Source organism: Sulfurivermis fontis (genome assembly GCF_004001245.1).
GTDB lineage: Bacteria > Pseudomonadota > Gammaproteobacteria > Thiohalomonadales > Thiohalomonadaceae > Sulfurivermis > Sulfurivermis fontis.
Genome location: NZ_AP018724.1, coordinates 1,444,846 through 1,466,654, shown reverse-complemented (window position 1 = coordinate 1,466,654; position 21,809 = coordinate 1,444,846). Strand labels below are relative to the sequence as shown.

The following is a 21,809-nucleotide window of genomic DNA, read 5'->3' as shown; positions in this document are numbered from 1 at the left end:
GGTCGGAATCGTGCGGATAAGGGTAAGTCCCAATACCGACACCGTCAAAATCCACACTCGCCTTGGTCGCAATCCGCCGTATAATCCCGCTGCCATGGACCGGATACTACCCCGTAGCCAGAGGCACAACAAATCCTGACGCGGCTTGAGTGACAAGGGAGGGCAAGACGAGGGGATGCAGCCGGCCAGAGGCGTGATGATGCGGGCGATACTCCTGCTGCTGGCATTTCAGCTGGCAGCCTGGTTCGGCACCGTGCCCTTCTACGACAGCCCGTCGCCCATCGTGCGCGGCCCGGTCCTGCTCGGCGATCCGGACAATACCTGGGATGCGGCCCGGGCCCGGCAACACGCTGCAAACCCACCCGCAGACAACCTCGGCATTGCCACGCGCAGCTACTGGTGGGTGGCGGAGATAAAAAATCCCGGCACGGACACCGACTGGGTCGTGCACGTGGGCAACACCGCCATCGAAAGGGCAACGCTGTCGCTGTTCGATGACAGCCACCCGGTGTACCACGCATCGGCCGATCTGCTGGCCCTCGGCCGCAGCGGTGCGACCGATTACACCATCGGCCACCACTTCCCCATCCATCTGCCGGCCGATGGCCGACGCACGGTGGTGCTGCATCTGGAAACCGATGTCGCCCATCGCGGCCTGATCTTCGTCAAGCCGGCCAGCATCGCCAATGCCGAATCGCGCTTTCACATGATCGCCATCTGGGCCGGTGCCGGTGCCATGGCCGCCCTCATCTGCTACAACCTGTTCCTCGGTCTCAGCCTGCGCCTGTCCACCTATCTGTATTATGTGGGTCACGCCAGCGGCCACCTCGTCTACCTGCTCACCGCGCTCGGCTTCCTCGGTGCCGGCATGCCCATCCTGCAGCGCTATCTGCTGCTGAACATTCCGGCCATTGCCCTGGCCGTGCTGGGCGGCGCACTGTTCGTCTACCACTTTCTGGAACTGCCGACGTTTGCACCGCGTCTGGCGCGCCTGTATCGCGCCTTCATCATCGCCCTGCTGCTGATGCCGCTGGCGCTGTTCGTGCTGGAACCGCATGCCCTCCTCACCACGATACGCGCCAGCCATTTGCTGCTCACCGGACTGGTGCTGGCTGCGGTGCTCAGCGCCGTGGCCCACAACAAACCCGAATCGCGCTACATCCTCATCGGCTGGGGCGGCATGCTGGCGATGACCACCAAGGGCATGCTCGGCGTGATGGGACTGACCGAACTCAGCATCGACGCCGGCGTATGGAGTGTGTGGGCCATCCTGTTCGAGATGTTCTTCCTCTCCCTGGCCCTGGCCGATCGGGTGCGGCGCCTGAGCCGCGAGAAGGAAGCGGCGCAGGCGGCCAATGCGGCCAAATCCACCTTCCTCGCCAACATGAGCCACGAGATCCGCACCCCGCTCAACGGCGTGCTGGGCATGGTCGACGTGCTGCACGGCACGCCGCTCGATAGCAAACAGCGCGAGTATCTCGACCACATCGGCCACAGCGGCACGGCACTGCTCACCCTGCTGGACGACATCCTCGATTACTCGCGGGTGGAGGCCGGCCGCATCCGCCTGGAACGCAGCGACTTCGAGCTACGCCCGCTGCTCGACGAAGCGGTGTTCCTGCTGTCGGCCCAGGCGCGCAAGAAAGGCCTGCAACTGCAACTGGAGGTGGATCCACACCTGCCGCCGGTGGTGGCGGGAGACCCGGGAAGATTGCGCCAGATCCTGCTCAACCTGCTCGGCAATGCCGTCAAGTTCACCGAACACGGCGCGGTGCGCCTGAGTGCGGAATGTCTGGAACAGAATGACGAAAACTACCGGCTGCGCTTCACCGTCAGCGACACCGGCATCGGCATGGATGCACAGACGCTGCAACATCTGTTCGAGCGCTTCCACCAGGCCGACAATTCCATCGCCCGCCGCTATGGCGGCAGCGGCCTGGGCCTGGCCATTGCCTACGAGTTGGTACAGTTGATGGACGGCAGCATTCGCGTGGAGAGCGAACCCGGCCAGGGCAGCCGCTTCACGGTGGAAATGGTGCTGCCTGCAGGCGCGGCCCTGCCGCCGACGGTGGAAACGGCGGCCGATGTTGCGCTGCCGCCGCAGCGCATCCTGGTGGTGGACGACGATGCCATCAACCGCCTGGTCGCCACCGCCCTGTTGTCGCGCGACGGCCATCGGGTGGAGGCCGTCGACAACGGCCAGACCGCGCTCCGGCAGATTGCGCAGGGACACTACGACCTGGTGCTGATGGACCTCGGCATGCCCGACATGGACGGCCTGGAGGTGACGCGGCGCCTGCGCGCGGCGGGCGTCACGCTGCCGATCATCGGCCTCACCGCCCACGTGCTGCCCGAGCAGCAGCAGGCCTGCCTGCAGGCCGGGATGAATGCGGTGATCCACAAGCCGGTGCAGGTGGACAGACTGCGGCAACTGCTGGCCAGCGTGTTGCAGACTGTGGATACCGATCTCGCCGCCGCTCCTACCGGCAGCTAGACGCGCCTACAGCCGCGCATACAGTTCCTGCACCCGCCCCGGATCATCGGTCTCGATCCAGTCCACGCCCAACTGCACCAGCCGCTGCACCACCGCGTCCTGATCCTCGTCGGGATAGCGCACATAGCGCGTATCGAGCGGAAAGGCCGTATAGGCCCCCACCAGCATGTTTCTGTCATGGAAACGCGCCACCGTGTCGCTGTCGAGCAGGGTGTATTCGGCATCCACCAGGGTCGAGCCGATGGCCTTGCCCACGGCGTTGGCCTCCAGCACGAAATTGAGGAAGCTGAGGTCGTTCTGGTTGCCGGGGGCGCGGGCCAGCTCGGTGGCCAGTTCCGGAAAGCGCTGCAGCCACTCCCCCGCCGCATTGGCCATCATGCCGTCGTCGTAGGCGAAGCCGGAGTGCAGGCCGGGCAGTTCCTGCTCCAGATAGTACAGCATGAAGAAATCGAAGGAGGTGATGACCACCGAATCGGCGGCAGCGCAGCGGCGGATGACGCGTGCCACTTCGGTGCCGGTGTGGCGCCGCGCCCAGTCGGGCGCGTAGGCCTTCATTTCGATGTTCATCAGCAGCCGGCCCTTGAATTCGTCCAGCACCTCCTCCAGCAGCGGGATACGCTCCTCCGTCGGGTACTCGACGACGCGGCCGCCGCCCATGTCGATGCGGCGGCGGATGCGCAGGCGCGCCACCTCATCCCAGGTCATCTGCGTGATGTTGCCCTTCACGCCGGTCAGGCGTTCGGTGTCCTCGTCATGGAACACGACGATCTTGCCGTCGCGGGTCTTGAACACGTCGAACTCCACGCCGTCGATGCCCAGCTCCAGTGCGCGGCGCAAACCGGAGAGCGTGTTTTCCTGATGCAGCAGCGGCACGCCGCGGTGGCCGAGGATCAGCGGACGCGTCCGCTCCCCGAAAAAGCGGTTGGCCTCCGGGGACACGGCGCCGACGGCAGGTGCCGCGGGAATGTCGGGCAGGAACTCCGCCGCCACGCCGTCGAACATTTCGCGGCTCGCCCAGTACATGCTGTGATCGGAAAACGCCTTGAACAGATCGATGTCCGCATCCGTCGTGCCGATCCGGCGGTTGTCGACGCCGTCGTAGGCATCCAGATGGCCGGAGACGAGGTCGCGATCGCAGTGATAATTCAGCCAGCGCACGTCGTCGAACACCGTCGCCGCCGGTTGCACGACCGGCGACTTCAGCTGCTGCTGTACCGTGGCGCTGCGCATGCCGTAGAAGTGCGGCAGCATGCCGGCGTAAACCTGCGCACAGCGCACATCCCAGGCGCTGCCCCGGCTTTCCGCCGTGGCCGTCGGCCAGAACACGAAGGCCACCTTGTCGAGGGGCGAGCCGAAGGTCACGAAGCCCTTGAGGCGGTCGCACTGCCGCTCGTCGAACAACCCGCAGGCGGCATCGCGCGCCACCCGGCTGAGCGCGTCATAGGCCACCACGCTGCCGAGGGAATGACCCGCCACGATCACCCGCCCGTAGCCGGCGGACAGCAGCTGCTTGATGCGTGCCGTGCAACCGGCGAGGATCTCCGCCCGTTTGCTGTTGAGGCGCGCCTTGGGATCGATGGCCAGATAGGCCACCAGGTCGCCGAACACCTCCAGCACATACTTTTGCAACAGACGTGCACCGAGCCATTGCAGGGGGCGCTGTATGAAACCGGGGGCGATGCTCCACAAGCGATACAGGCCGATCAGCGGCAGGGCCAGCAGCGCCGACAGCCGGGTATTGCGATGGCGCAGCATGTAGTCCCAGGCGATCAGTTCCGCATCGGCCGGCTCTTTCGCCGCCTGGCGCCGCCGCAGTTCCCGTTGCCTGCTGTCGAAGTCATAAACCCGGTACAATGCGCGCACGCGCCGGATGGTGTGAAACACGAAGCCCGCCACATCGCTGGCGGCGACACTGCGCTGCAACTGCGGCTGGTAGTAGTACTCGAACAGATCCACCTGGCGTCCGCCCGCCTCGAGTGACAGCGCGCTTTCCACGCCGTCGCCCAGCGCCACCAGCCGCCGCTGCATCCGCGGCTCGTCCGCCAGCGACTGCGTAAGGCCGGCGGCGAAGGCCGCCAGGGTTGCGTATTTGTCGTGCTGGCCGATGCCGTGCACCACCAGAATGGCGGTCGCCCCGGCCGGCGTCCCTGTTGTCGTCTGTGACATGTGCCGCCTCCTTCGCTGTCCTTTTCCGCCCGCTACCTTACCCCGTTGCCGCAATAACCGGAATGTTCATCGGGTTGAATGCGCGGCAATACATGAGTAATTTACTAATCAATTACGCGGTATCAGCACCGTACGGAGGAACGTGGCCCATGCTGGAACTGCCTGGCGGAAGAGTCATCGACCTGTCCACGGAACGGTCCAAATACCATGCCTTGCGCCAGCCCGGCGTCGGGCCAAACTCAGAGCACCAGGCGCTCTATGCCCTGGTGGATGTGGTTTATCGCTATCGCGGCGCGGACGGTACACCGCGTGCGGGCTGGACCGAGTACGACTACGCGTTCTCCGGCTACACCCTGGACAGTGTGCGTCAGGCCGATGACTGGAGTGACGAGGACAAGGCGGCACTGGATCGCTGGGTACGCCAGGAACCCCAGCGCCGTCACATCGAAACCGCGCGCCGCCGCCTCATCGACAGTCAGCCGCAGCTGTCGGCCAAGGTCTATTCCGCGCCGCGCCACCTCTATTCCCTGCTACGCCGGCGCCTCGCCGCCCTGCCCCAGCCGCGGGCCAGCGCCGCGCAGTGGCGTGCCACCCTCGCCAACATGACGCAGCACGGCGTGCGTGCCGAGGAACTGCACTGGTCGGGCCTGCCGGAGTTTCTGCGGGATCAGCCGGCGGAGCGCATGCTGGACAAGAGTGAGCTGCTGCAGCGCCTGCAGTTCCGCCACATCCGCCTGGAACTCAGCACCGAGCAGATCTGGGGCGCCAACGGCGGCCTCAACTTCCGCGAGGTGGCACGGCGCATGCCGCATCAGGCGGTGTACCGCGCCGCGCTCAGGCTCGACGCCCACTGTCTGTGCGTGCAGCGCTACGTGGACTCCTGCTACAACTACCGCGTCGGCGTGGTGAAGACGCTGCACAACGGCCACCCCATGGCGCTGAACAAATACTGGTTCGCCCTCGACCCCTACGGCCGCGCCGTGCCCAACCCGGAGGCGGCGGAGGACGCCGCCTGCCGCCTGTTCTTCGACAGCAGCCTCGACGCCAAGCTTGCCGCCGATCGCCACGCGCGCGAACACTTCGACATCCGCAGCGGCGCCAGCAACCACACCCGCTATGACCATCTCACCCTGTTCGGCGGCCACGACTACCGCGAATGGCTGGTGACGCTGCCCGACCACCAGCGCATCTTTTTCGGCGGTCATTTCTACGATCACAACGTGCTGGTGCACATCCGCACCACCACCCGCAGCGACAGCGCCGGGCGCAAGCTGCTGTTCATCGAGGAGGTGCAGAGCGACTGGCACCAGAGCGGCCGCCGCGACGGCTACGACACCAGCTGGTGGGGCCAGGTGGCCGATGCGCCGTTCAAGAAGGAATGGGCGGCACTGGCCGCCAAGCTGATGCTGATCCACGCCAGCGAGAACGGCTACGCTGGCATCGCCTGGCCGCCGGGTGACATCCAGGAACTGCGCTACATGCGTGAGCTGACGCCCATCAAGCAGCATTACGACCGCGAAATTCCCCAGGCCATCAACCGTCTCGGCCGGCCGTTCCGCTGCAGGGTGGAAACCACCCTGATCGCCACACGCGAACCGTGGCTCAACATGGAGCGGCGTCAGGACAAGTGGCGGGTGGCCGACGGTCAGGGCAAGTTCCAGACCCGCGCCCGCTTCCAGAGCCGCGACGAGGCCATGGCCGTGGTCGCCCGCCATTGCCGTGCCACCGAACTGCCGGTGCCGGCCTTCTATCTCAACGACGCGCTGCGCGCGCAGATCGCCGGGCACGGCCTGCCGCTGTTCGGCGAGACCTACTGAGCACGGCCTATGTCATCTTTTCCGTGACCGTGCCGGGCTGTCACGGAACAATCCTGCCCACCCCTAGGCGACTGCCACGACCACGCGCTATGCTGGCCGCTGTCATCACGCTGCGGGGCCGTCACTCCATGAACGTCATCACCTACCAACTGAAGCTGGAAGACGGGCGCTCCTATGCCTTCGAGATCGACATCGATCGCCAGGCCGAAAGCTCGCTCACCGGCAGCCACGCCGCGTGGACGCAACTGGAAAACAACCGCTGTGCCAACTGTCCCCTCGACCCCGCGCAGACCTGTTTCTGCCCTGCCGCGGTAGACATCGAGGAGATTGCTGAACAGTTCGTGCAGACGCTGTCCATCCAGCGCGCCGATGTCTGGGTGCACACGCGCCAGCGCAGCTATTTCAAGAACACCGACTCGCAGACCTTTCTCAACTCCATCTTCGGCGTGATCATGGCCTCCAGCGCCTGTCCGATCCTCGCCCGCCTCAAGCCGCTGGCCTACTTCCATCTCCCCTTCGCCAACCTGGAAGAGACCTTCCACCGCCTGGTCGGCGCCTACCTGGTCAAACAATATCTCGGCCTGCGCACAGGCGATGCCCAACCGGACTGGGAGTTGAAGGGGCTGGAGCAGCTCTACGCCGAACTGAAGACCGTCAACATCCACTTCATGAAACGCCTGCGCACCGCCTCGAAGGAGGATGCCAGCATCAACGCCCTGCAATCCTACGTCTCGCTCACCCACCTGGTCGGCATGGGCGTGGACGACGTGCTCGGCAAGATGCTGCCGCTGCTGCGCAAGGGCTTCTGACCGCGCCGTTTGCGGCATGACCCGGCCGGCAATGCGCCGGCCATATACGACGCCCCATCGCTGCGCCGCTCCCGCTTGCGGCATGACGTGTATATGTATACAGTGCGCGTCGCATCCCTGTTTTCCGCTCCCAGGGGCGGAATCGAAAGGCAACTACCAGTGAGGAACCCTCCGACCATGGCTGTAATCGTCAGATACGCAAGCGACAAGGACCCCACCACCATGTTTGATAACCGCGCCGAGGCCGAGGCCTACGATGCCCGTCTGGAGCAGCAGGAAAATCTGGCCGAGCTGCTGGAACTGGCCGCCCGCGACGCCGGCGTCACCCTGGCCACCGAGAGCGCCCACCAGCTCGCCACGGCCCTGGTGGAGAACCACGGTCCGCGCCTGCTGGAGGTGGTGACAGGCAAGAAACCGCGCCAGAGCCAGCCCAAAAAGCCGGCAGCCGAAGCAGATGCCTGAACCCGGTACCGTCCCTGCCTGCTGGCAGCGGACGGTGCCCGCGCCCTGCTATAGTTGTCCTGCGGGCACAAATCGCCAACAGGACAACCCCATGCGCTACCTGATCCCCCTGCTGTGCATTCTTTGCGGTAACGCTGTTGCAGCGGATGCCCCGCGCCACGGCTTCTGGGGTGCCATCGACGTCGGTGTCGGCCGAGTGAGCCTGGACCCGCAGGTGGCTGCCGAGCGCGACACCACGCGTCTGAATCTCGCCCTCGCCGGCGGCTATACGCTGCATCCACAACTGCAACTGGGCATCGCCGCCGGCGGCTGGAGCATCAGGTCCGGCAACATCTGGGATCCATCGGATGGTGAGGGGCTGTCCAGCCTCTTCGCGGTGGCGCGAATCTGGCCCGGCGCCGAGTCGAAACTGTTTTTCAAACTCGCCGGCGGGCGTGTCACACACTGGAACAACGCGGCGGCCGCAGCCGACGGCAGTGGCTCTGCCTATGAGGTTGGCCTGGGCTATGAGGTTTTCCGCTATGCCGGCACGGAGACCCACTGGTATATCAACTACGCCCGCGGCAGCATCGACGACTACACGGCAGCGGATGGTGTCAAACAGGACGAGGATTTCTCCGCGCTCAGCACCGGCCTGACGCTGAGTTTCTAACAACCGTCGCCGACAGACCTGCCGCCACGACACGGGAAGATTCATGACTGCCGAACCGCACGCCAGCGCACCGGCCAGGACTGGCTCCGGCAGGAAGATCACCGCCATCGTCCTGCTCACCATCATCCTGACCGTGGTCCTGACACTGTGGCTGGTGTATGCCATGGTGTTTCCCGCCGCGTTCAGCCCGGTGACACTGAATCCGCAGGAAAAGCAGGTGCTGGAACAGAAGCTGGCGCGCCTCGACACCACACGACATACGCCGCCGGCCAGGCCGTCTGCGCTCACACCGGAGCGCTACTCGGAGGTTGGCGCCCGCCGCGAGATCGCCCTCAGCGAAAGGGAGCTCAATGCCCTGCTCGCCCGCGACCCCGACCTCGCCCAGCGTCTCGTCATCGACCTGTCCGACAATCTCGCCAGTGCCAAGCTGCTGGTCCCCCTCGACCCGGAGTTTCCCCTGCTCGGCGGCAAGACCGTCAAGCTCACCGCCGGCATGGAGATACGCTACGCCGACGGCCGCCCGGTGATGCGTCTTCAGGGTGTCAGCGTGTGGGGCGTGCCGCTGCCCAATGCCTGGCTCGGCAATCTGAAGAATGTCGATCTGGTGCGGGAATTCGGCAACGACCAGGGCTTCTGGCAGGCCTTTGCCGCCGGCGTGGCGGCGATGGAAGTGAGGGACGGCGAGCTGCGGCTGACGCTCAAGGAATGATGCCGGCCTGACAGGCGACACACCGTCCGTGGCGTGGGGCCGGCTTCAGGTGACCGTGTTCTCCGCCGTCAGTTCTCCGCCAGCGCCTTCTGAATCAGCGGCCGCAGCGGTTCCGGCAGGGTGATGCCACCGGACAGCACGAACTGGTGCGCACGCTCCGACATCTTCTTCCACGTCTTGCGGACGATATCGATCCACTTGGCCTCGTCGTATTCCGGGTGCTTGCCGGCGAAGTCCAGCATGTAGTGCTCGATGAAGGTCAGCGCCGCCACGTCCTCCAGCAGCTGGGTGTCGCGGTTGACCTTCAGCGCCCGCTTGCCCACCGCCTGTTTCACCCGCTCGATATCCTCCGCAGCGCAACCTGCCTGCGCCATCAATGCCGCAGCAGTTTCCGCATGGAACTTGTAGAGATGGGTACGCCATTGCAGATAGCCGTTGCGATCCATGGGATAGTCGCTGCGCGGCGACTTCCTCGGTATTGGGATCCTCGGCATTGGCGGCATCGATGAGAGCGACTGCACGTTCGTAGGCTGGTGTCTGCGGCGACATGGGTAGTCCTTCCTGATGGAATAGCAGAGGATTCTAAGGAAGCTCTGAATAAGTTCAGAGCTTCCGCGGCACAGGGATGTGCCGCCATTTTTCAACGACGATAAGTCGTTGAAAAATGGGCTCTTCCCCGTATCGAGTGGGTAGCTTACCCTGTTGAGTCATGAGAGACATAGACCTATACGCCCAGATTCTTGGCTTACGGTCGCCGTGGAAGGTGGCCGATGTGCAGTTGCTGCGTGATGCCGAGGAGGTTCGGATTCACGTGGTCCCGGAGCCGGGAGTGACGTGGAGCTGTCCGCACTGTGGACGCCCCAGCCCCGGCTACGACAGCAGGCGTCGGCAATGGCGCCATCTGGACACCTGCCAGTACAAGACGGTGCTGGAAGCGGACGTGCCGCGGGTGCAATGTGCAGAGCACGGGGTGGTCACGGTGGCGGTCCCGTGGGCAGAACCGGGTTCGGGTTTCACGGCGCTGTTCGAGGCGCTGCTCATTGACTGGCTGAAGGAGGCGAGCACGCAGGCGGTGGCGCGACAATTGAAGCTGAGTTGGGGCGCCATCGACAGAGTGATGCAGCGCGCGGTGAAGCGCGGGCTGTCCCGACGTGAGAGCCAAGCGCCGGAATACTTGAGCGTGGACGAGACCGCCTTCGCCCGGCGCCACGAGTACGTGACCGTGGTGACTGACCAGGAACGTGGCGTCGTGCTGCACGTGGCGGACGACCGCAAGACGGAGAGCCTGTCGGCCTACTATGCCGGGCTGAGTGATGAGCAGAAGGCCAACATCAAGGCGGTGGCGATGGACATGTGGCCGGCCTATATCAGCGCCACGGAGGCGCACATCCCACAGGCGCGGGAGAAAATCGCCTTCGACAAGTTTCATGTCGCCAAGTACCTGAATGATGCGGTGGACAAGGTACGGCGACAGGAGCATCGCTCCCTGTTGGCCGTGGGCGAGGACTGCCTCAAGGGCAGCAAATATGACTGGCTCACCAACCCGGCCAACATGACGCGTGCGCAGCAGAACCGCTTTCGTGCACTGCGCGATGGCAGCCTGAAAACGGCGCGGGCCTGGGCCATCAAGGAATTCGCCATGGGCCTGTGGCACTACGACAGCCGCACCTGGGCGGCCAAGGGCTGGACGCGCTGGCTGTCTTGGGCTGTACGCAGCCGACTGGAGCCGGTGAAGAAAACCGCCGCAACGATCAAGAAGCACCTGTGGGGCATCATCAATGCCGTGGTGTTGAAGGTACACAATGGCCATGCCGAAAGCATCAACAGCCGCATCCAGCACATGAAGAGCCGGGCGCGGGGGTTCCGCAATCGGGAGCGTTTCCGTACTGCCATCTACTTCCATCTCGGCGGCCTTGACCTATACCCCGCTCAGATGAGAAATCGGTGATTCAACCCACTCGATCAGGTGATGACCCGAAAAATGAAGCCAAGCGAAAATCACACTTTTCGCTTGGCGTGGTCTGAGAAGTCCAGGATGGACTTATTCAGACCTTCCATAATACTGCGCAGCAACAGATACTGTGCCCGGGAGTGCAGGGGCAACTGCATTTCCTTGCGGATACACGTATCGCGATGGCCTATAATCGGACCTTGAACCAGAAGGTACGAAACAATGGCCGGTGGAATCTTTGCAATCCTGGACGATGTGGCGATGCTCCTTGACGACGCCGCAATGATGAGCAAGCTGGCGGCGAAAAAGACCGCTGGCATCCTGGGCGATGATCTGGCGGTAAATGCCGAAAAGGCGACCGGATTTCACGCCAGTCGCGAACTGCCGGTGATCTGGGCTATCACCAAGGGCTCTTTCATCAACAAGCTGATCATCCTGCCCATCGCCCTCCTGCTCAGTGCCTACCTGCCCGGGCTCATCGTGCCGATTCTGCTCATCGGCGGCGCCTATCTCTGTTACGAGGGCGTCGAGAAGGTCTACGAAATGTTTGCCGGCCATCACGACAAGACCGTCGCCGCGCGCGAGACCGACAACCGACAGGACCTGCTGCAGCGCGAGGCCGCCAAGATCAAGGCGGCGATACGCACCGACTTCATCCTCTCTATCGAGATCATCGTCATCGCCCTCGGCACCGTGGTGGAAAAATCGATGCCGACGCAGATCATGGTGGTCAGCTTCATCGCCCTCCTCGCCACCGTCGGCGTCTACGGCCTGGTCGCCCTGCTGGTGCGCATGGATGATGCCGGCCTTCATCTCATCATTCGGGCCGGCACGAACACCGGCCTGGGTGCCCGCAGCCTGAAGGCCCTCGGCCAGCTTCTCGTCGCCGCCCTGCCCCGGGTGATCCGCCTGCTCGGCGTGGTCGGCACCATCGCCATGCTGCTGGTCGGCGGCGGCATGTATGTCCACAACATCACCGCCGTACACCACCTGCTCGACGCCCTCCCCGCCATGGCCAGCGAACTGCTCGCCGGTCTCGCGGTGGGCACCGTCGTCATCGGGGCTGTGCATCTGTTTCAGAAGTTCAAAAACAAACTGGCGGGTTAAGAAGTCGAGGGGCGGCATGGATGCCGCACACCGCTAGCTGTTGTTTCTCACCACATTGTTCAGGTCAAAGCCGAGTCGGATAGCCGGGGGGGGTGTCGCCGGTTGCCGAATGAGGGTGGAGTTTTTACTCTGACCCCGAACTACGTTTCTGACCCCGAACTACGAATGAGGGTGGAGTTTTTACTCTGACCCCGAACTACCCCTGACCCCGAACTACCCGCCACCGCCCGCTCTTTGAATGCTCGTCCGTATCGTGCCATTTCTCACCTCTCAGCCCCCTTAGGTTACAGAGCTATTGAGGCGGCAACTATCTTGACACAGGGGTGACTTCCCCCTGGTAGATATGACCCATACCCCATTTCACTATCCCCGCTCCACTCCGCGATACGCCGACAAGATGCAATCGTTCAATATCGCAAGCCCAACCGCCCTCTCGCCCGACTCAATCTCCTTGAACGCCTCAGCGATCAACGCCTCGCGAAACAATTCATCGCGCAGAAAACGCTTACGTACCGTGTCGTTGAATGGCTGGGTAAGGGTGTTCGGCTTAGGCGTCATCCCAGACCTTGTCATTGATTCGCGGGTTCCATCATTACGCTTTACCAAGCTCATCCAGCAGCCCATCGACGTTGGTTCTAAGCCTAGGGATATCGGTCTGGATTGTCCGCCACACAATGTTGTTGTCGGTAAGCGTGTAGCCGTGAATCAATACATTCCGCAGTCCGATTGCCTGCGCCGCTTCCGGAACACGCGCCGCCAGTTCAGGAGCAACCTTGCTCAGCTGATTTAGCGCCTCGCCGATGATTTCCAACTTCCGTTCAACGGCCGCACGCAGCATTCCATCTGACAAATAGTCTTTCTGCTCGCGGCCACGCACAAACTGCGCGATGGCGTCGGCGTTTTCCAGCACGTCCCACAAGAAGGCGCGCGGGTCACGACCCATAAACAAGCTCCCTGCTCTTGTTGATGTCCGCCAGGATGTATGGGTTTCGAATCGCGCCGGCCATGACCAGATCAACCGGACGCCCGGTGACTTTGGCGAGCGAATCGCGCAACTCGAAATACTCGGCGAGGGAAATTTGATGGCCTTCGGGTTCGAACTCGACGAGAAAATCTACGTCCGAACGGGTCGGTTCGAAGTCGTCGCCGCGCGCCGCGGAACCGAACACCTCCAGCCGACGGACGCGATAGCGCCGGCAGAGGTCGGCGATTTCCTTGCGGTGGCTGGCGACTAGGGGGTGCATGACGTTCCGGTGTTCTCCGAAATCCTTGAATAGGCCGATTATAGCGATTGCATGTCCTTAATTGAACGCAGATCGGCCTTGGCCGGATCCGACCAGATCACCACGACTCGATCTCGCGCTTCAGCGCCTCGCTGATGGTGGTGCGGCCCTGTTCTACCGCCTCCTGACCCTTGCGGATTTTATCCAGCACATAGAGCCGGTACATGATTTCGTCCATGTCGGCATCATCGGGAGCTTTTCGATGGTCTCCAGTGCGTCCTGTTTGGCGTGTTGCATGAAGTCCTCCCGATCTCTTCCACTCAATCCGGTATGAGGCTATCCCGCCTCAATTCGGCAATGAATTGTTTATGGCTGATGGGGCGATTATAGCGGTAGGTTGTCCTTTGGGAACAAGCGGTTTTTGGGCCCATTTATCCCCTCACCCTAGCCCTCTCCCTGAGGGAGAGGGAATATAAGCTGGGGAGAGGGTGAGCGATGAGTCCGAGACTACGCCGCCCTGATCGGAATGACCTTCTTCGCCACATCCTCGTACTCGGCAATCTGGTTGAAGTTCAGGTAGCGGTAGATATCCCCCGCCATCGGCTCCAACCCCTTCACCGCCTCCATATACTCGGCCACGGTCGGAATCCGCCCAATCATCGCCGCCACCGCCGCCAGTTCCGCCGACGACAGATACACATTCGCCCCCTTGCCCAGGCGATTGGGGAAGTTGCGGGTGGAGGTGGAGATCACGGTGGCGTTGTCGGCGACGCGGGCCTGGTTGCCCATGCAGAGCGAGCAGCCCGGCATCTCGGTACGCGCGCCGGCCTTGCCGAAGATGGCGTAGTAGCCCTCCTCGGTCAGCTGGCGCTGGTCCATGCGGGTGGGTGGGGCGATCCACAATTTGGTGGGGACGTTGGCGACCTTCTCCAGCACCTTGCCGGCGGCGCGGTAGTGGCCGATGTTGGTCATGCAGCTGCCGATGAACACCTCGTCGATCTGGGTGCCGGCGACTTCGGACAGCAGCTTGACGTCGTCCGGGTCGTTGGGACAGGCCAGGATCGGTTCCTTGATCTCGTTGAGGTCGATCTCGATCACCGCGGCGTATTCGGCGTCGGCGTCCGGCTCCAGCAGTTGCGGGTCGGCGATCCACGCCTCCATCGCCTCGATGCGGCGGCTCAGGGTGCGCTTATCTTCGTAACCGTTGGCGATCATCCACTTGAGCAGGGTGATGTTGCTCTGCAGGTATTCGATGATCGGTTCCTTGTTGAGGCGCACGGTGCAGGCGGCGGCGGAGCGCTCGGCGCTGGCGTCGGACAGTTCGAACGCCTGCTCCACCTTCAGGTCGGGCAGGCCTTCGATCTCGAGGATGCGGCCGTTGAAGACGTTCTTCTTGCCCTCCTTCGCCACCGTCATCAGGCCCTGCTGGATGGCCACGTAGGGAATGGCGTTGACCAGGTCGCGCAGGGTGACGCCGGGCTGCATCTGGCCCTTGAAGCGCACCAGCACCGACTCGGGCATGTCGAGCGGCATCACGCCGAGGGCGGCGGCGAAGGCCACCAAACCGGAACCGGCCGGGAAGGAAATGCCGATGGGGAAACGGGTGTGGGAGTCGCCGCCGGTGCCGACGGTGTCGGGCAGCAGCATACGGTTGAGCCAGGAGTGGATCACGCCGTCGCCGGGGCGCAGCGAGACGCCGCCGCGGGTGGTGATGAACTCGGGCAGCGTGTGGTGCAGCTTGATGTCCACCGGCTTGGGGTAGGCGGCGGTGTGGCAGAAGGACTGCATCACCAGATCGGCGGAGAAGCCGAGGCAGGCCAGTTCCTTCAACTCGTCGCGGGTCATGGCGCCGGTGGTGTCTTGCGAGCCGACGGTGGTCATGCGCGGTTCGCAGTAGGTGCCGGGGCGGATGCCCTGTACGCCGCAGGCCTTGCCGACCATCTTCTGCGCCAGGGTGTAGCCCTTGCCGGTGTCTTTCGGGGCCACCGGGCGGGTGAACAGGTCCGATGCCTTGAGGCCCAGCGCCTCGCGGGTCTTGTCGGTGAGCGAGCGGCCGATGATGAGCGGGATGCGGCCGCCGGCGCGCACCTCGTCGGCGATGGTGGTGGGCTTGAGCTCAAAGGTAGCGAGCACCTCGCCCTGGGCGTTCACGATCTTGCCCTCGAAAGGCTTGATGGTGATGACATCGCCGGTGTTGAGCTTGGAAACGTCGCACTCGATGGGCAGCGCGCCGGAGTCTTCGGCGGTGTTGAAGAAGATGGGGGCGATCTTGCCGCCGAGGATCACGCCGCCCTGGCGCTTGTTGGGCACGTAGGGGATGTCCTCGCCCATGTGCCACAGCACCGAGTTGATGGCGGACTTGCGCGAGGAGCCGGTGCCGACCACGTCGCCGACGAAGGCCAGCGGGCGGCCCTCCTTCTTCAGTTTCCCGATGGTGGCGAGGGCATCGGGCATCTTGCTGACCAGCATCGCCTGGGCGTGCAGCGGGATGTCCGGGCGGCTCCAGGCCTCGGAGGCCGGGGAGAAGTCGTCGGTGTTGGTCTCGCCGGGGACCTTGAACACGGTCAGGGTGATGGACTCGGCCAGCTTCGGCTTGCTGGTGAACCACTCGGCCGCGGCCCAGGCATCGACCACCTGCTTGGCCCAGTTGTTGGTCTTGGCCTTGTGGATGACATCGTGGTAGGCGTCGAAGATCAGCAGGGTCTTGGCCAGGCCCTGGGCGGCGATGGGCGCCATGTCTTCGTCGTCCAGCAGCTCGATGAGGGCGCGCACGTTGTAGCCGCCCAGCATGGTGCCGAGCAGTTCGGTGGCGCGCTTGCGATCGATGACCGGGGACTTGGCCTCGCCCTTGGCCAGGGCGGTGAGGAAGCCGGCCTTGACGTAGGCGGCGTCGTCCACGCCGGGCGGCACGCGGTGGGTCAGCAGATCGGCCAGGAATTGCTCCTCGCCCTTGGGCGGGTTCTTCAGCAGCTCCACCAGGGCGGCGACCTGCTTGGCATCCAGGGGCAAGGGGGGCAGGCCCTGGGCCGCGCGCTGTTCGACGTGTTCTCTATATTCTTTAAGCATCTCAATGACCTGTGTTCGATATTTAAAGTAAAAACTGTTGCACGGACGGGGCGCGAATGTGCCAAAGCATACTCCAATATAGGGGGGGCCGGAATGCCGTGCCGGTTGGTGTAGGCGAATCATATTCACGATGGGGGTGGCTGCGACCGGCGGTGTGTTCCTGCGGGGACGTACCCTTGTTGTTGTCGGTATTGAAGGTGATGCAGGATGGGCAAAGCGCAGCGTGCCCATGCACATGAAGGCAGCATCCAGCGGCCCGCCGCGTAAGGTTTTCCGGTCGATTGGTGTATCATGCGCGCTTCCCCGAATGACCCCCTTTGGAGCCGGCATGGACCTGACCGAACTTACCGCGATTTCCCCCGTTGATGGCCGCTACGGCAGCAAGGTCGTGGACCTGCGCCCCATCTTCAGCGAGTACGGCCTGATCCGCCACCGCGTGCTGGTGGAAGTGCGCTGGCTGCAGAAGTTGGCCGCCCACAAGGACATCCCGGAGGTGCCGGCCCTATCCGAGCACGCCAACAACGTGCTCAACGGCATCGTCGAGAAGTTCTCCGTCGAGGATGCGCAGCGGGTCAAGAACATCGAGAAGACCACCAACCACGACGTCAAGGCGGTGGAGTACTTCCTGAAGGAGAAGATCGCCGGCAACGCCGAGCTGGAGGCGGTGAGCGAGTTCATCCACTTCGCCTGCACCTCCGAGGACATCAACAACCTGGCCTATGCCCTGATGCTGCGCGAGGCGCGCACCCAGGCGGTGCTGCCGCAGATGGACGCCGTCATCGACGCCATCAAGGGCCTGGCGCACCAGTACGCCGAACAGCCCATGCTCTCCCGCACCCACGGCCAACCCGCCTCCCCCACCACCCTGGGCAAGGAGATGGCCAACGTCGTGGCGCGCCTGATGCGCCAGCGCTCCCAGGTGGCGGCGGTGCCCATGCTGGGCAAGATCAACGGCGCGGTGGGCAACTACAACGCCCACCTCAGCGCCTACCCGGACATCCACTGGTGCCAGTTCGCCGAGGAGTTCGTCACTTCACTGGGCCTGGAATGGAACCCCTACACCACCCAGATCGAGCCGCACGACTACATCGCCGAGCTGTTCGACGCCATCGCCCGCTTCAACACCATCCTGCTCGACTTCGACCGCGACATCTGGAGCTACATCTCCATCGGCTACTTCAAGCAGAAGACCGTGGCCGGCGAGGTGGGCTCCTCCACCATGCCGCACAAGGTCAACCCCATCGACTTCGAAAACTCCGAGGGCAACCTCGGCATCGCCAACGCCCTGTTCGACCACCTGGCCGCCAAGCTGCCGGTATCGCGCTGGCAGCGTGACCTTACCGACTCCACCGTGCTGCGCACCCTGGGCGTCGGCGTGGCGCACTCCCTCATCGCCTACAACTCCACCCTGCGCGGCATCGGCAAGCTGGAGGCCAACCCGGCCGCCATCGCCGCCGACCTGGACGCCAATTGGGAAGTGCTGGCCGAACCGATCCAGACCGTGATGCGCCGCTATGGCATCGAGAAGCCCTACGAGAAGCTGAAGGAACTGACCCGCGGCCGCCGCGTCGATCAGGCCGGCATGCAAGCCTTCATCGACACACTGGAGATCCCGGCCGAGGCCAAGGCACGGCTGAAGGCCATGACCCCGGCCAGCTACATCGGCAATGCGGTGACGCAGGCCAAAAAGATTTAAGGAAGCTCTGAACTTATTCAGAGCTTCCTTAACCCCTTCAAGGCAAAGGTGCAAAGGGCGCAACGATTATTGAGTCAAGCGGCTACTGCCTCTGTGGGAGTCTGGCCATGCCGGGCGAAAGCGGCTTGGCCCGCGCCGTAATCGCCCGATAAATCGGGCTCCCACATCACTTTGCGGCCTTTTGCGTTCTTTGCGTTCAACGCTTTTTGTATGGGATACACACCATGCACGACATCAAGACTCTGCTCGGCGGCCTTTCGGTAGAAGAGTTCCTGGACAAGTACTGGCAGAAGGAGCCGCTGCTGATCCGCCAGGCGCTGCCCGGCTACCAGTGCCCGGTGACGCCGGAGGAGCTGGCCGGTCTCGCCTGCGAGGAAGACGTGGAATCGCGCCTGATCATGGAACAGGGCGGCGAGAAACCCTGGCAGCTGGAGCACGGCCCGTTCGCCGAGGAACGCTTCACCACCCTGCCGGCCACGCACTGGACGGTGCTGGTGCAGGAAATCAACAAACACGTGCCGGAATTCGCCCTGTTGCAGGAACGTTTCAACTTCCTGCCCAACTGGCGCCTGGATGACGTGATGGTCAGCTATGCGCCGGAGCACGGTACGGTCGGCCCCCACGCCGACAATTACGACGTGTTCCTGATCCAGGGCGCCGGTCACCGCCGCTGGCAGATCAACCGCCAGGAGCCCACCGACGACGACCTGCTGCCGGACCTGCCGCTCAAGATCATGAAGAACTTCGTGGCGGAAGAGGAATGGGTGCTGGAGCCGGGCGACATGCTCTACCTGCCGCCAGGCGTGGCACACCATGGCGTGGCCTTGGACAACGACTGCATCACCATCTCCGTCGGCTATCGCGCCCCCACCGTGGGCGGCATCATCTCCGGCTACTGCAACGATGTGCTCACCAAGTTCGATGTCGATGCCTTTTACCGCGACCCCGACCTCAAGCCGCAGCAATGGCCGGGCGAGATTGCGCTGGATGCACGCGAATCCTTCCGCGCGCTGATCCGCTCCATTCCCATGGACGACGACAGCATCGACCGCTGGTTCGCCTCCTACATCACCGACGTGCGCCCCGGCCACTACGTGCCGGAGCCGGAAGAGGAACTGCGGCCGAAGAAGTTCAAGGATCTGTTCAAGAAACACGGCGAACTGTGGCGCAGCGAATACACCCGCTACGCCCACTTTACGGATGCCGCCGGCGTGACGCGCCTGTATGTGGCCGGCGAGGAATACGAAATGTACGGCGACGGCCCCAAGGTGGCGCAGATGCTCGCCGGCCAGCGCGTGTTCCGCTACAAGGAGCTGCTGCCCTACCTGGACGACAAGGACCTGCTGGAGCTGCTCACCGACCTGTACAACCTCGGGGCGCTGTATTTCCCGGAGGACTAGAGCCTCTCCTCCCCTGTTTCGGGGGAGGCCGAGAGGGGGCGAGTGGCCAAACCCGCCACACTGGTCCATGCTTTGTTCCCATGTCCAAGCCTGCCTACTCCATACGTGATGCCGACTGGATCGCCGACCGCCTGGCGCTGTCGCATGTTCGCCGCGTGGTGTTCATGCAGGAACAGGGCGTCCCTGCGGCACTGGAATGGGATGAATGGGACACACAGTCGCGTCACTTTCTCGCCGAAGACGCACAGGGACATCCCATCGCCACCGCCCGCCTGCTGCCCGACGGTCACATCGGCCGCATGGCCGTGCTGCAGTTCTGGCGCCGCCGCGGGGTCGGCACGGCGCTGATGCGCCATGTCCTCGCCGCCGCCCGTGCCGCGGGCTTCACAAGCGTCGAACTGGCGGCCCAGACTCACGCCCTCACGTTCTACCGGCGCTTCGGCTTCGAGCCGACCGGTGCCGAATTCATGGACGCCGGCATCCCCCACCGCAACATGCGCCTGCTGTTGTAACGGCAGTTCTCCGCCGCAGCGGCCGCCAGGCATTCTTAATTGCCGCCGCCTTGGGCTATGATGAGACCCAATCCCCACGGCACGGAGAGCACCATGCAGGATATCCAGAATCACAGGCTCGGCGAGACCAATGAACTGCTGGCGCTGGAAACCGCGAGTGATCATCGCGCGGTGGCTCTGGCAATGACGCAGCAGGCGACGCGCACACTGCACATCTTCAGCCGTGACCTGGACCAAGCCCTGTTCGACAATCCCGAATTCGAGGAGGCTGCCTCGCAACTGGCACGTCGCAGCCAGTACGCACGCATCCAGATCCTGGTGCAGGACTCGTCCGGTGCCATGCGCAGCGGCCACCGCCTGATCGCGCTGGCCCAGCGCCTGAGCAGCCGCATCGAGATCCGCAAACCGATGGATGAATACGCCGTCATCAACCGCGCCTTCTTTGTCGCCGACGAGACCGGCTACATCAGCCGCCAGCAGGCCGACCGCTATGAGGGCGTGGCCAATTTCTACGACCGCCTGACGGCACGCGACCTGGCGGGCTTCTTCAACGAGGTGTGGGAGCGCAGCCAGCAGGATTCGCAGCTGCGCCGGCTGCATTTATGAGTTACAAGGAAGCTCTGAATAAGTTCAGAGCTTCCGCGGCACAGGGATGTGCCGCCATTTTTCAACGACGATAAGTCGTTGAAAAATGAAGCCAAGCGAAAATCACACTTTTCGCTTGGCGTGGTCTGAGAAGTCCAGGATGGACTTATTCAGACCTTCCACAAGTCACAAGTTGCAAGCTACACGTTACTGAACAGGGACAACCTCGCAGTAAGAACCATGAGTACCTATGGCATGCGCTTTCTTGTCTTGTTGCTCGCGCTGTTGTTCGCCTCCACCGCCTTTGCGCAGACGGAGGTGCGCACCTTCCAGCTGCACAACCGCGAAGCGGCGGAGATGATCACCATCCTGCGCCCGATGGTGGACCCGCGTGGCGGCATCAGTGGCACCGGCTACACGCTGATCGTGCGTAGCACCCCGGAGAACCTGCAGGAGATCGCGCAGCTGGTGGGGGAGCTGGATGCGGCGCTGCGCAACCTGCTGATCACAGTGCGGCGCGGCGAGCTGACCGAGCAGGAACGTCGGGGCATCGCGGCGCGCGGTGCCGTCGGCGGCGACAGCGGCAAGGTAGTGGTCGGCGACGACGGCCCGCCGCGCGTGCGCCTCTACGGCACCGATCGACGCAACGACGGCAGCGGCGATCAGCGCCTGCGTGTGCTGGAGGGCCAGTGGGCACGCATCCAGAGCGGCCTGGACATGCCGGTGCCGCAGCGCAGCGTGACGCCGTCCGGCGGCGGCGTGGTGGTGCAGGAAAGCATCGAGTATCGCGCTGTCTCCAGCGGCTTCGAGGTGCGGCCGCGCCTGAGCGGCGAGCGCGTCACCATCGATGTGCGTCCCTTCCGCGCCCGCCCCGCCGCCACTGGCGGCGGCGCCATCGAAACCGCCAGCCTGATCACCACCGTCAGCGGTCGTGTCGGCGAATGGATCGAGCTGGGCGGAGTGGTCGAGGAGCGCGAAGGCAGCAGCCGCGGCATCACCCATTCCACCAAAGAGCGCGACGTGCAGCGCCTGCGCACCTATATCCGTATCGATACTGTCGAATGACATTCCACCCGTAGGAGCGAATCGCATTCGCGATGATGTACCCGCCCGCGGACCGCACCCGGTCGCGAATGCGATTCGCTCCTGCACAAAACCGC

The 21,809-nt window shown here is 63.8% G+C and carries 18 protein-coding genes; 13 read left to right on the top strand and 5 right to left on the bottom strand.

Going from position 1 to position 21,809, the window contains the following annotated elements; all coding sequences use genetic code 11:
- Positions 1-175 precede the first annotated feature (175 nt).
- On the top strand, positions 176-2,494 hold the full coding sequence (locus EP379_RS07515) for an ATP-binding protein (protein ID WP_127477220.1): 2,319 nt from the start codon (positions 176-178) through the stop codon (positions 2,492-2,494).
- A 6-nt stretch (positions 2,495-2,500) separates the two neighbouring features.
- Here the strand turns inward: EP379_RS07515 and EP379_RS07510 are convergent, their stop codons facing one another.
- A complete protein-coding gene (locus tag EP379_RS07510) occupies positions 2,501-4,660 on the bottom strand; it encodes a glycerophosphodiester phosphodiesterase (RefSeq protein ID WP_127477219.1) in 2,160 nt (719 codons plus the stop codon).
- Positions 4,661-4,809: 149 nt separating this feature from the next.
- Between EP379_RS07510 and EP379_RS07505 the strand changes: the two genes are divergently transcribed.
- The 5 genes from EP379_RS07505 to EP379_RS07485 all read left to right on the top strand — a co-directional run bounded on the left by EP379_RS07505 (position 4,810) and on the right by EP379_RS07485 (position 9,109).
- On the top strand, positions 4,810-6,477 hold the full coding sequence (locus EP379_RS07505) for a hypothetical protein (protein WP_127477218.1): 1,668 nt from the start codon (positions 4,810-4,812) through the stop codon (positions 6,475-6,477).
- 89 nt (positions 6,478-6,566) lie between these two features.
- Positions 6,567-7,286 (top strand): DUF6901 family protein, encoded by a 720-nt coding sequence (locus tag EP379_RS07500; RefSeq protein ID WP_127477217.1) that lies wholly within the window; start codon positions 6,567-6,569, stop codon positions 7,284-7,286.
- Between the two features lie 93 nt (positions 7,287-7,379).
- A complete protein-coding gene (locus tag EP379_RS07495) occupies positions 7,380-7,748 on the top strand; it encodes a YebG family protein (RefSeq protein WP_127477216.1) in 369 nt (122 codons plus the stop codon).
- Positions 7,749-7,839: 91 nt separating this feature from the next.
- Positions 7,840-8,400 (top strand): hypothetical protein, encoded by a 561-nt coding sequence (locus EP379_RS07490; protein WP_127477215.1) that lies wholly within the window; start codon positions 7,840-7,842, stop codon positions 8,398-8,400.
- A 43-nt stretch (positions 8,401-8,443) separates the two neighbouring features.
- A complete protein-coding gene (locus EP379_RS07485; protein WP_127477214.1) occupies positions 8,444-9,109 on the top strand; it encodes an arginine N-succinyltransferase in 666 nt (221 codons plus the stop codon).
- 68 nt (positions 9,110-9,177) lie between these two features.
- Here the strand turns inward: EP379_RS07485 and EP379_RS07480 are convergent, their stop codons facing one another.
- Positions 9,178-9,603, bottom strand: a complete 426-nt coding sequence (locus EP379_RS07480) for a DUF4202 domain-containing protein (protein WP_197722877.1) — start codon at positions 9,601-9,603, stop codon at positions 9,178-9,180.
- Between the two features lie 215 nt (positions 9,604-9,818).
- Here EP379_RS07480 and EP379_RS07475 point away from each other — a divergent pair, with 215 nt between their 5' ends.
- Together EP379_RS07475 and EP379_RS07470 are read left to right on the top strand one after the other, a co-directional pair.
- The gene (locus tag EP379_RS07475; protein WP_127477213.1) at positions 9,819-11,057 is read left to right on the top strand and encodes an ISL3 family transposase; all 1,239 of its coding nucleotides are present in this window, start codon (positions 9,819-9,821) and stop codon (positions 11,055-11,057) included.
- A 225-nt stretch (positions 11,058-11,282) separates the two neighbouring features.
- Complete coding sequence (locus EP379_RS07470) at positions 11,283-12,167, top strand: DUF808 domain-containing protein (protein ID WP_127477212.1); 885 nt, start codon at positions 11,283-11,285, stop codon at positions 12,165-12,167.
- A gap of 592 nt (positions 12,168-12,759) precedes the next feature.
- On the opposite strand, the gene EP379_RS07465 is transcribed toward EP379_RS07470, so the two are convergent.
- The 3 genes from EP379_RS07465 to acnB all read right to left on the bottom strand — a co-directional run bounded on the left by EP379_RS07465 (position 12,760) and on the right by acnB (position 16,456).
- Complete coding sequence (locus EP379_RS07465) at positions 12,760-13,110, bottom strand: HepT-like ribonuclease domain-containing protein (RefSeq protein WP_127477211.1); 351 nt, start codon at positions 13,108-13,110, stop codon at positions 12,760-12,762.
- Entirely contained in the window at positions 13,100-13,411 is a 312-nt protein-coding gene (locus EP379_RS07460; RefSeq protein ID WP_127477210.1) for a nucleotidyltransferase family protein, read from the bottom strand. Before EP379_RS07460 ends, EP379_RS07465 begins: the two co-directional genes overlap by 11 nt.
- A gap of 486 nt (positions 13,412-13,897) precedes the next feature.
- On the bottom strand, positions 13,898-16,456 hold the full coding sequence (acnB, locus tag EP379_RS07455; RefSeq protein ID WP_127477209.1) for a bifunctional aconitate hydratase 2/2-methylisocitrate dehydratase: 2,559 nt from the start codon (positions 16,454-16,456) through the stop codon (positions 13,898-13,900).
- A gap of 328 nt (positions 16,457-16,784) precedes the next feature.
- Between acnB and purB the strand changes: the two genes are divergently transcribed.
- The 5 genes from purB (at position 16,785) to EP379_RS07430 (ending at position 21,714) form a co-directional block, all read left to right on the top strand.
- Positions 16,785-18,152 (top strand): adenylosuccinate lyase, encoded by a 1,368-nt coding sequence (gene purB / locus EP379_RS07450; protein ID WP_127477208.1) that lies wholly within the window; start codon positions 16,785-16,787, stop codon positions 18,150-18,152.
- Between the two features lie 224 nt (positions 18,153-18,376).
- Positions 18,377-19,552, top strand: a complete 1,176-nt coding sequence (locus EP379_RS07445; protein ID WP_127477207.1) for a cupin domain-containing protein — start codon at positions 18,377-18,379, stop codon at positions 19,550-19,552.
- An 80-nt stretch (positions 19,553-19,632) separates the two neighbouring features.
- On the top strand, positions 19,633-20,064 hold the full coding sequence (locus tag EP379_RS07440) for a GNAT family N-acetyltransferase (RefSeq protein WP_127477206.1): 432 nt from the start codon (positions 19,633-19,635) through the stop codon (positions 20,062-20,064).
- Positions 20,065-20,157: 93 nt separating this feature from the next.
- Positions 20,158-20,670, top strand: coding sequence for a DUF7931 domain-containing protein (locus EP379_RS07435; RefSeq protein ID WP_127477205.1), 513 nt, complete (start codon positions 20,158-20,160; stop codon positions 20,668-20,670).
- 219 nt (positions 20,671-20,889) lie between these two features.
- Positions 20,890-21,714: a secretin N-terminal domain-containing protein gene (locus EP379_RS07430; protein ID WP_127477204.1), complete on the top strand. Its 825-nt coding sequence runs from the start codon at positions 20,890-20,892 to the stop codon at positions 21,712-21,714.
- Positions 21,715-21,809 lie beyond the last annotated feature (95 nt).

What these genes read in the sequence shown, in the direction of transcription:
- EP379_RS07515 (WP_127477220.1), top strand. Translation starts at nt 176, where the DNA reads ATGCAGCCGGCCAGAGGCGTGATGATGCGGGCGATACTCCTGCTGCTG.
- EP379_RS07510 (WP_127477219.1), bottom strand. Translation starts at nt 4,660, where the DNA reads ATGTCACAGACGACAACAGGGACGCCGGCCGGGGCGACCGCCATTCTG.
- EP379_RS07505 (WP_127477218.1), top strand. Translation starts at nt 4,810, where the DNA reads ATGCTGGAACTGCCTGGCGGAAGAGTCATCGACCTGTCCACGGAACGG.
- EP379_RS07500 (WP_127477217.1), top strand. Translation starts at nt 6,567, where the DNA reads ATGCTGGCCGCTGTCATCACGCTGCGGGGCCGTCACTCCATGAACGTC.
- EP379_RS07495 (WP_127477216.1), top strand. Translation starts at nt 7,380, where the DNA reads ATGTATACAGTGCGCGTCGCATCCCTGTTTTCCGCTCCCAGGGGCGGA.
- EP379_RS07490 (WP_127477215.1), top strand. Translation starts at nt 7,840, where the DNA reads ATGCGCTACCTGATCCCCCTGCTGTGCATTCTTTGCGGTAACGCTGTT.
- EP379_RS07485 (WP_127477214.1), top strand. Translation starts at nt 8,444, where the DNA reads ATGACTGCCGAACCGCACGCCAGCGCACCGGCCAGGACTGGCTCCGGC.
- EP379_RS07480 (WP_197722877.1), bottom strand. Translation starts at nt 9,603, where the DNA reads ATGCCGAGGATCCCAATACCGAGGAAGTCGCCGCGCAGCGACTATCCC.
- EP379_RS07475 (WP_127477213.1), top strand. Translation starts at nt 9,819, where the DNA reads ATGAGAGACATAGACCTATACGCCCAGATTCTTGGCTTACGGTCGCCG.
- EP379_RS07470 (WP_127477212.1), top strand. Translation starts at nt 11,283, where the DNA reads ATGGCCGGTGGAATCTTTGCAATCCTGGACGATGTGGCGATGCTCCTT.
- EP379_RS07465 (WP_127477211.1), bottom strand. Translation starts at nt 13,110, where the DNA reads ATGGGTCGTGACCCGCGCGCCTTCTTGTGGGACGTGCTGGAAAACGCC.
- EP379_RS07460 (WP_127477210.1), bottom strand. Translation starts at nt 13,411, where the DNA reads ATGCACCCCCTAGTCGCCAGCCACCGCAAGGAAATCGCCGACCTCTGC.
- acnB (WP_127477209.1), bottom strand. Translation starts at nt 16,456, where the DNA reads ATGCTTAAAGAATATAGAGAACACGTCGAACAGCGCGCGGCCCAGGGC.
- purB (WP_127477208.1), top strand. Translation starts at nt 16,785, where the DNA reads ATGGACCTGACCGAACTTACCGCGATTTCCCCCGTTGATGGCCGCTAC.
- EP379_RS07445 (WP_127477207.1), top strand. Translation starts at nt 18,377, where the DNA reads ATGCACGACATCAAGACTCTGCTCGGCGGCCTTTCGGTAGAAGAGTTC.
- EP379_RS07440 (WP_127477206.1), top strand. Translation starts at nt 19,633, where the DNA reads ATGTCCAAGCCTGCCTACTCCATACGTGATGCCGACTGGATCGCCGAC.
- EP379_RS07435 (WP_127477205.1), top strand. Translation starts at nt 20,158, where the DNA reads ATGCAGGATATCCAGAATCACAGGCTCGGCGAGACCAATGAACTGCTG.
- EP379_RS07430 (WP_127477204.1), top strand. Translation starts at nt 20,890, where the DNA reads ATGAGTACCTATGGCATGCGCTTTCTTGTCTTGTTGCTCGCGCTGTTG.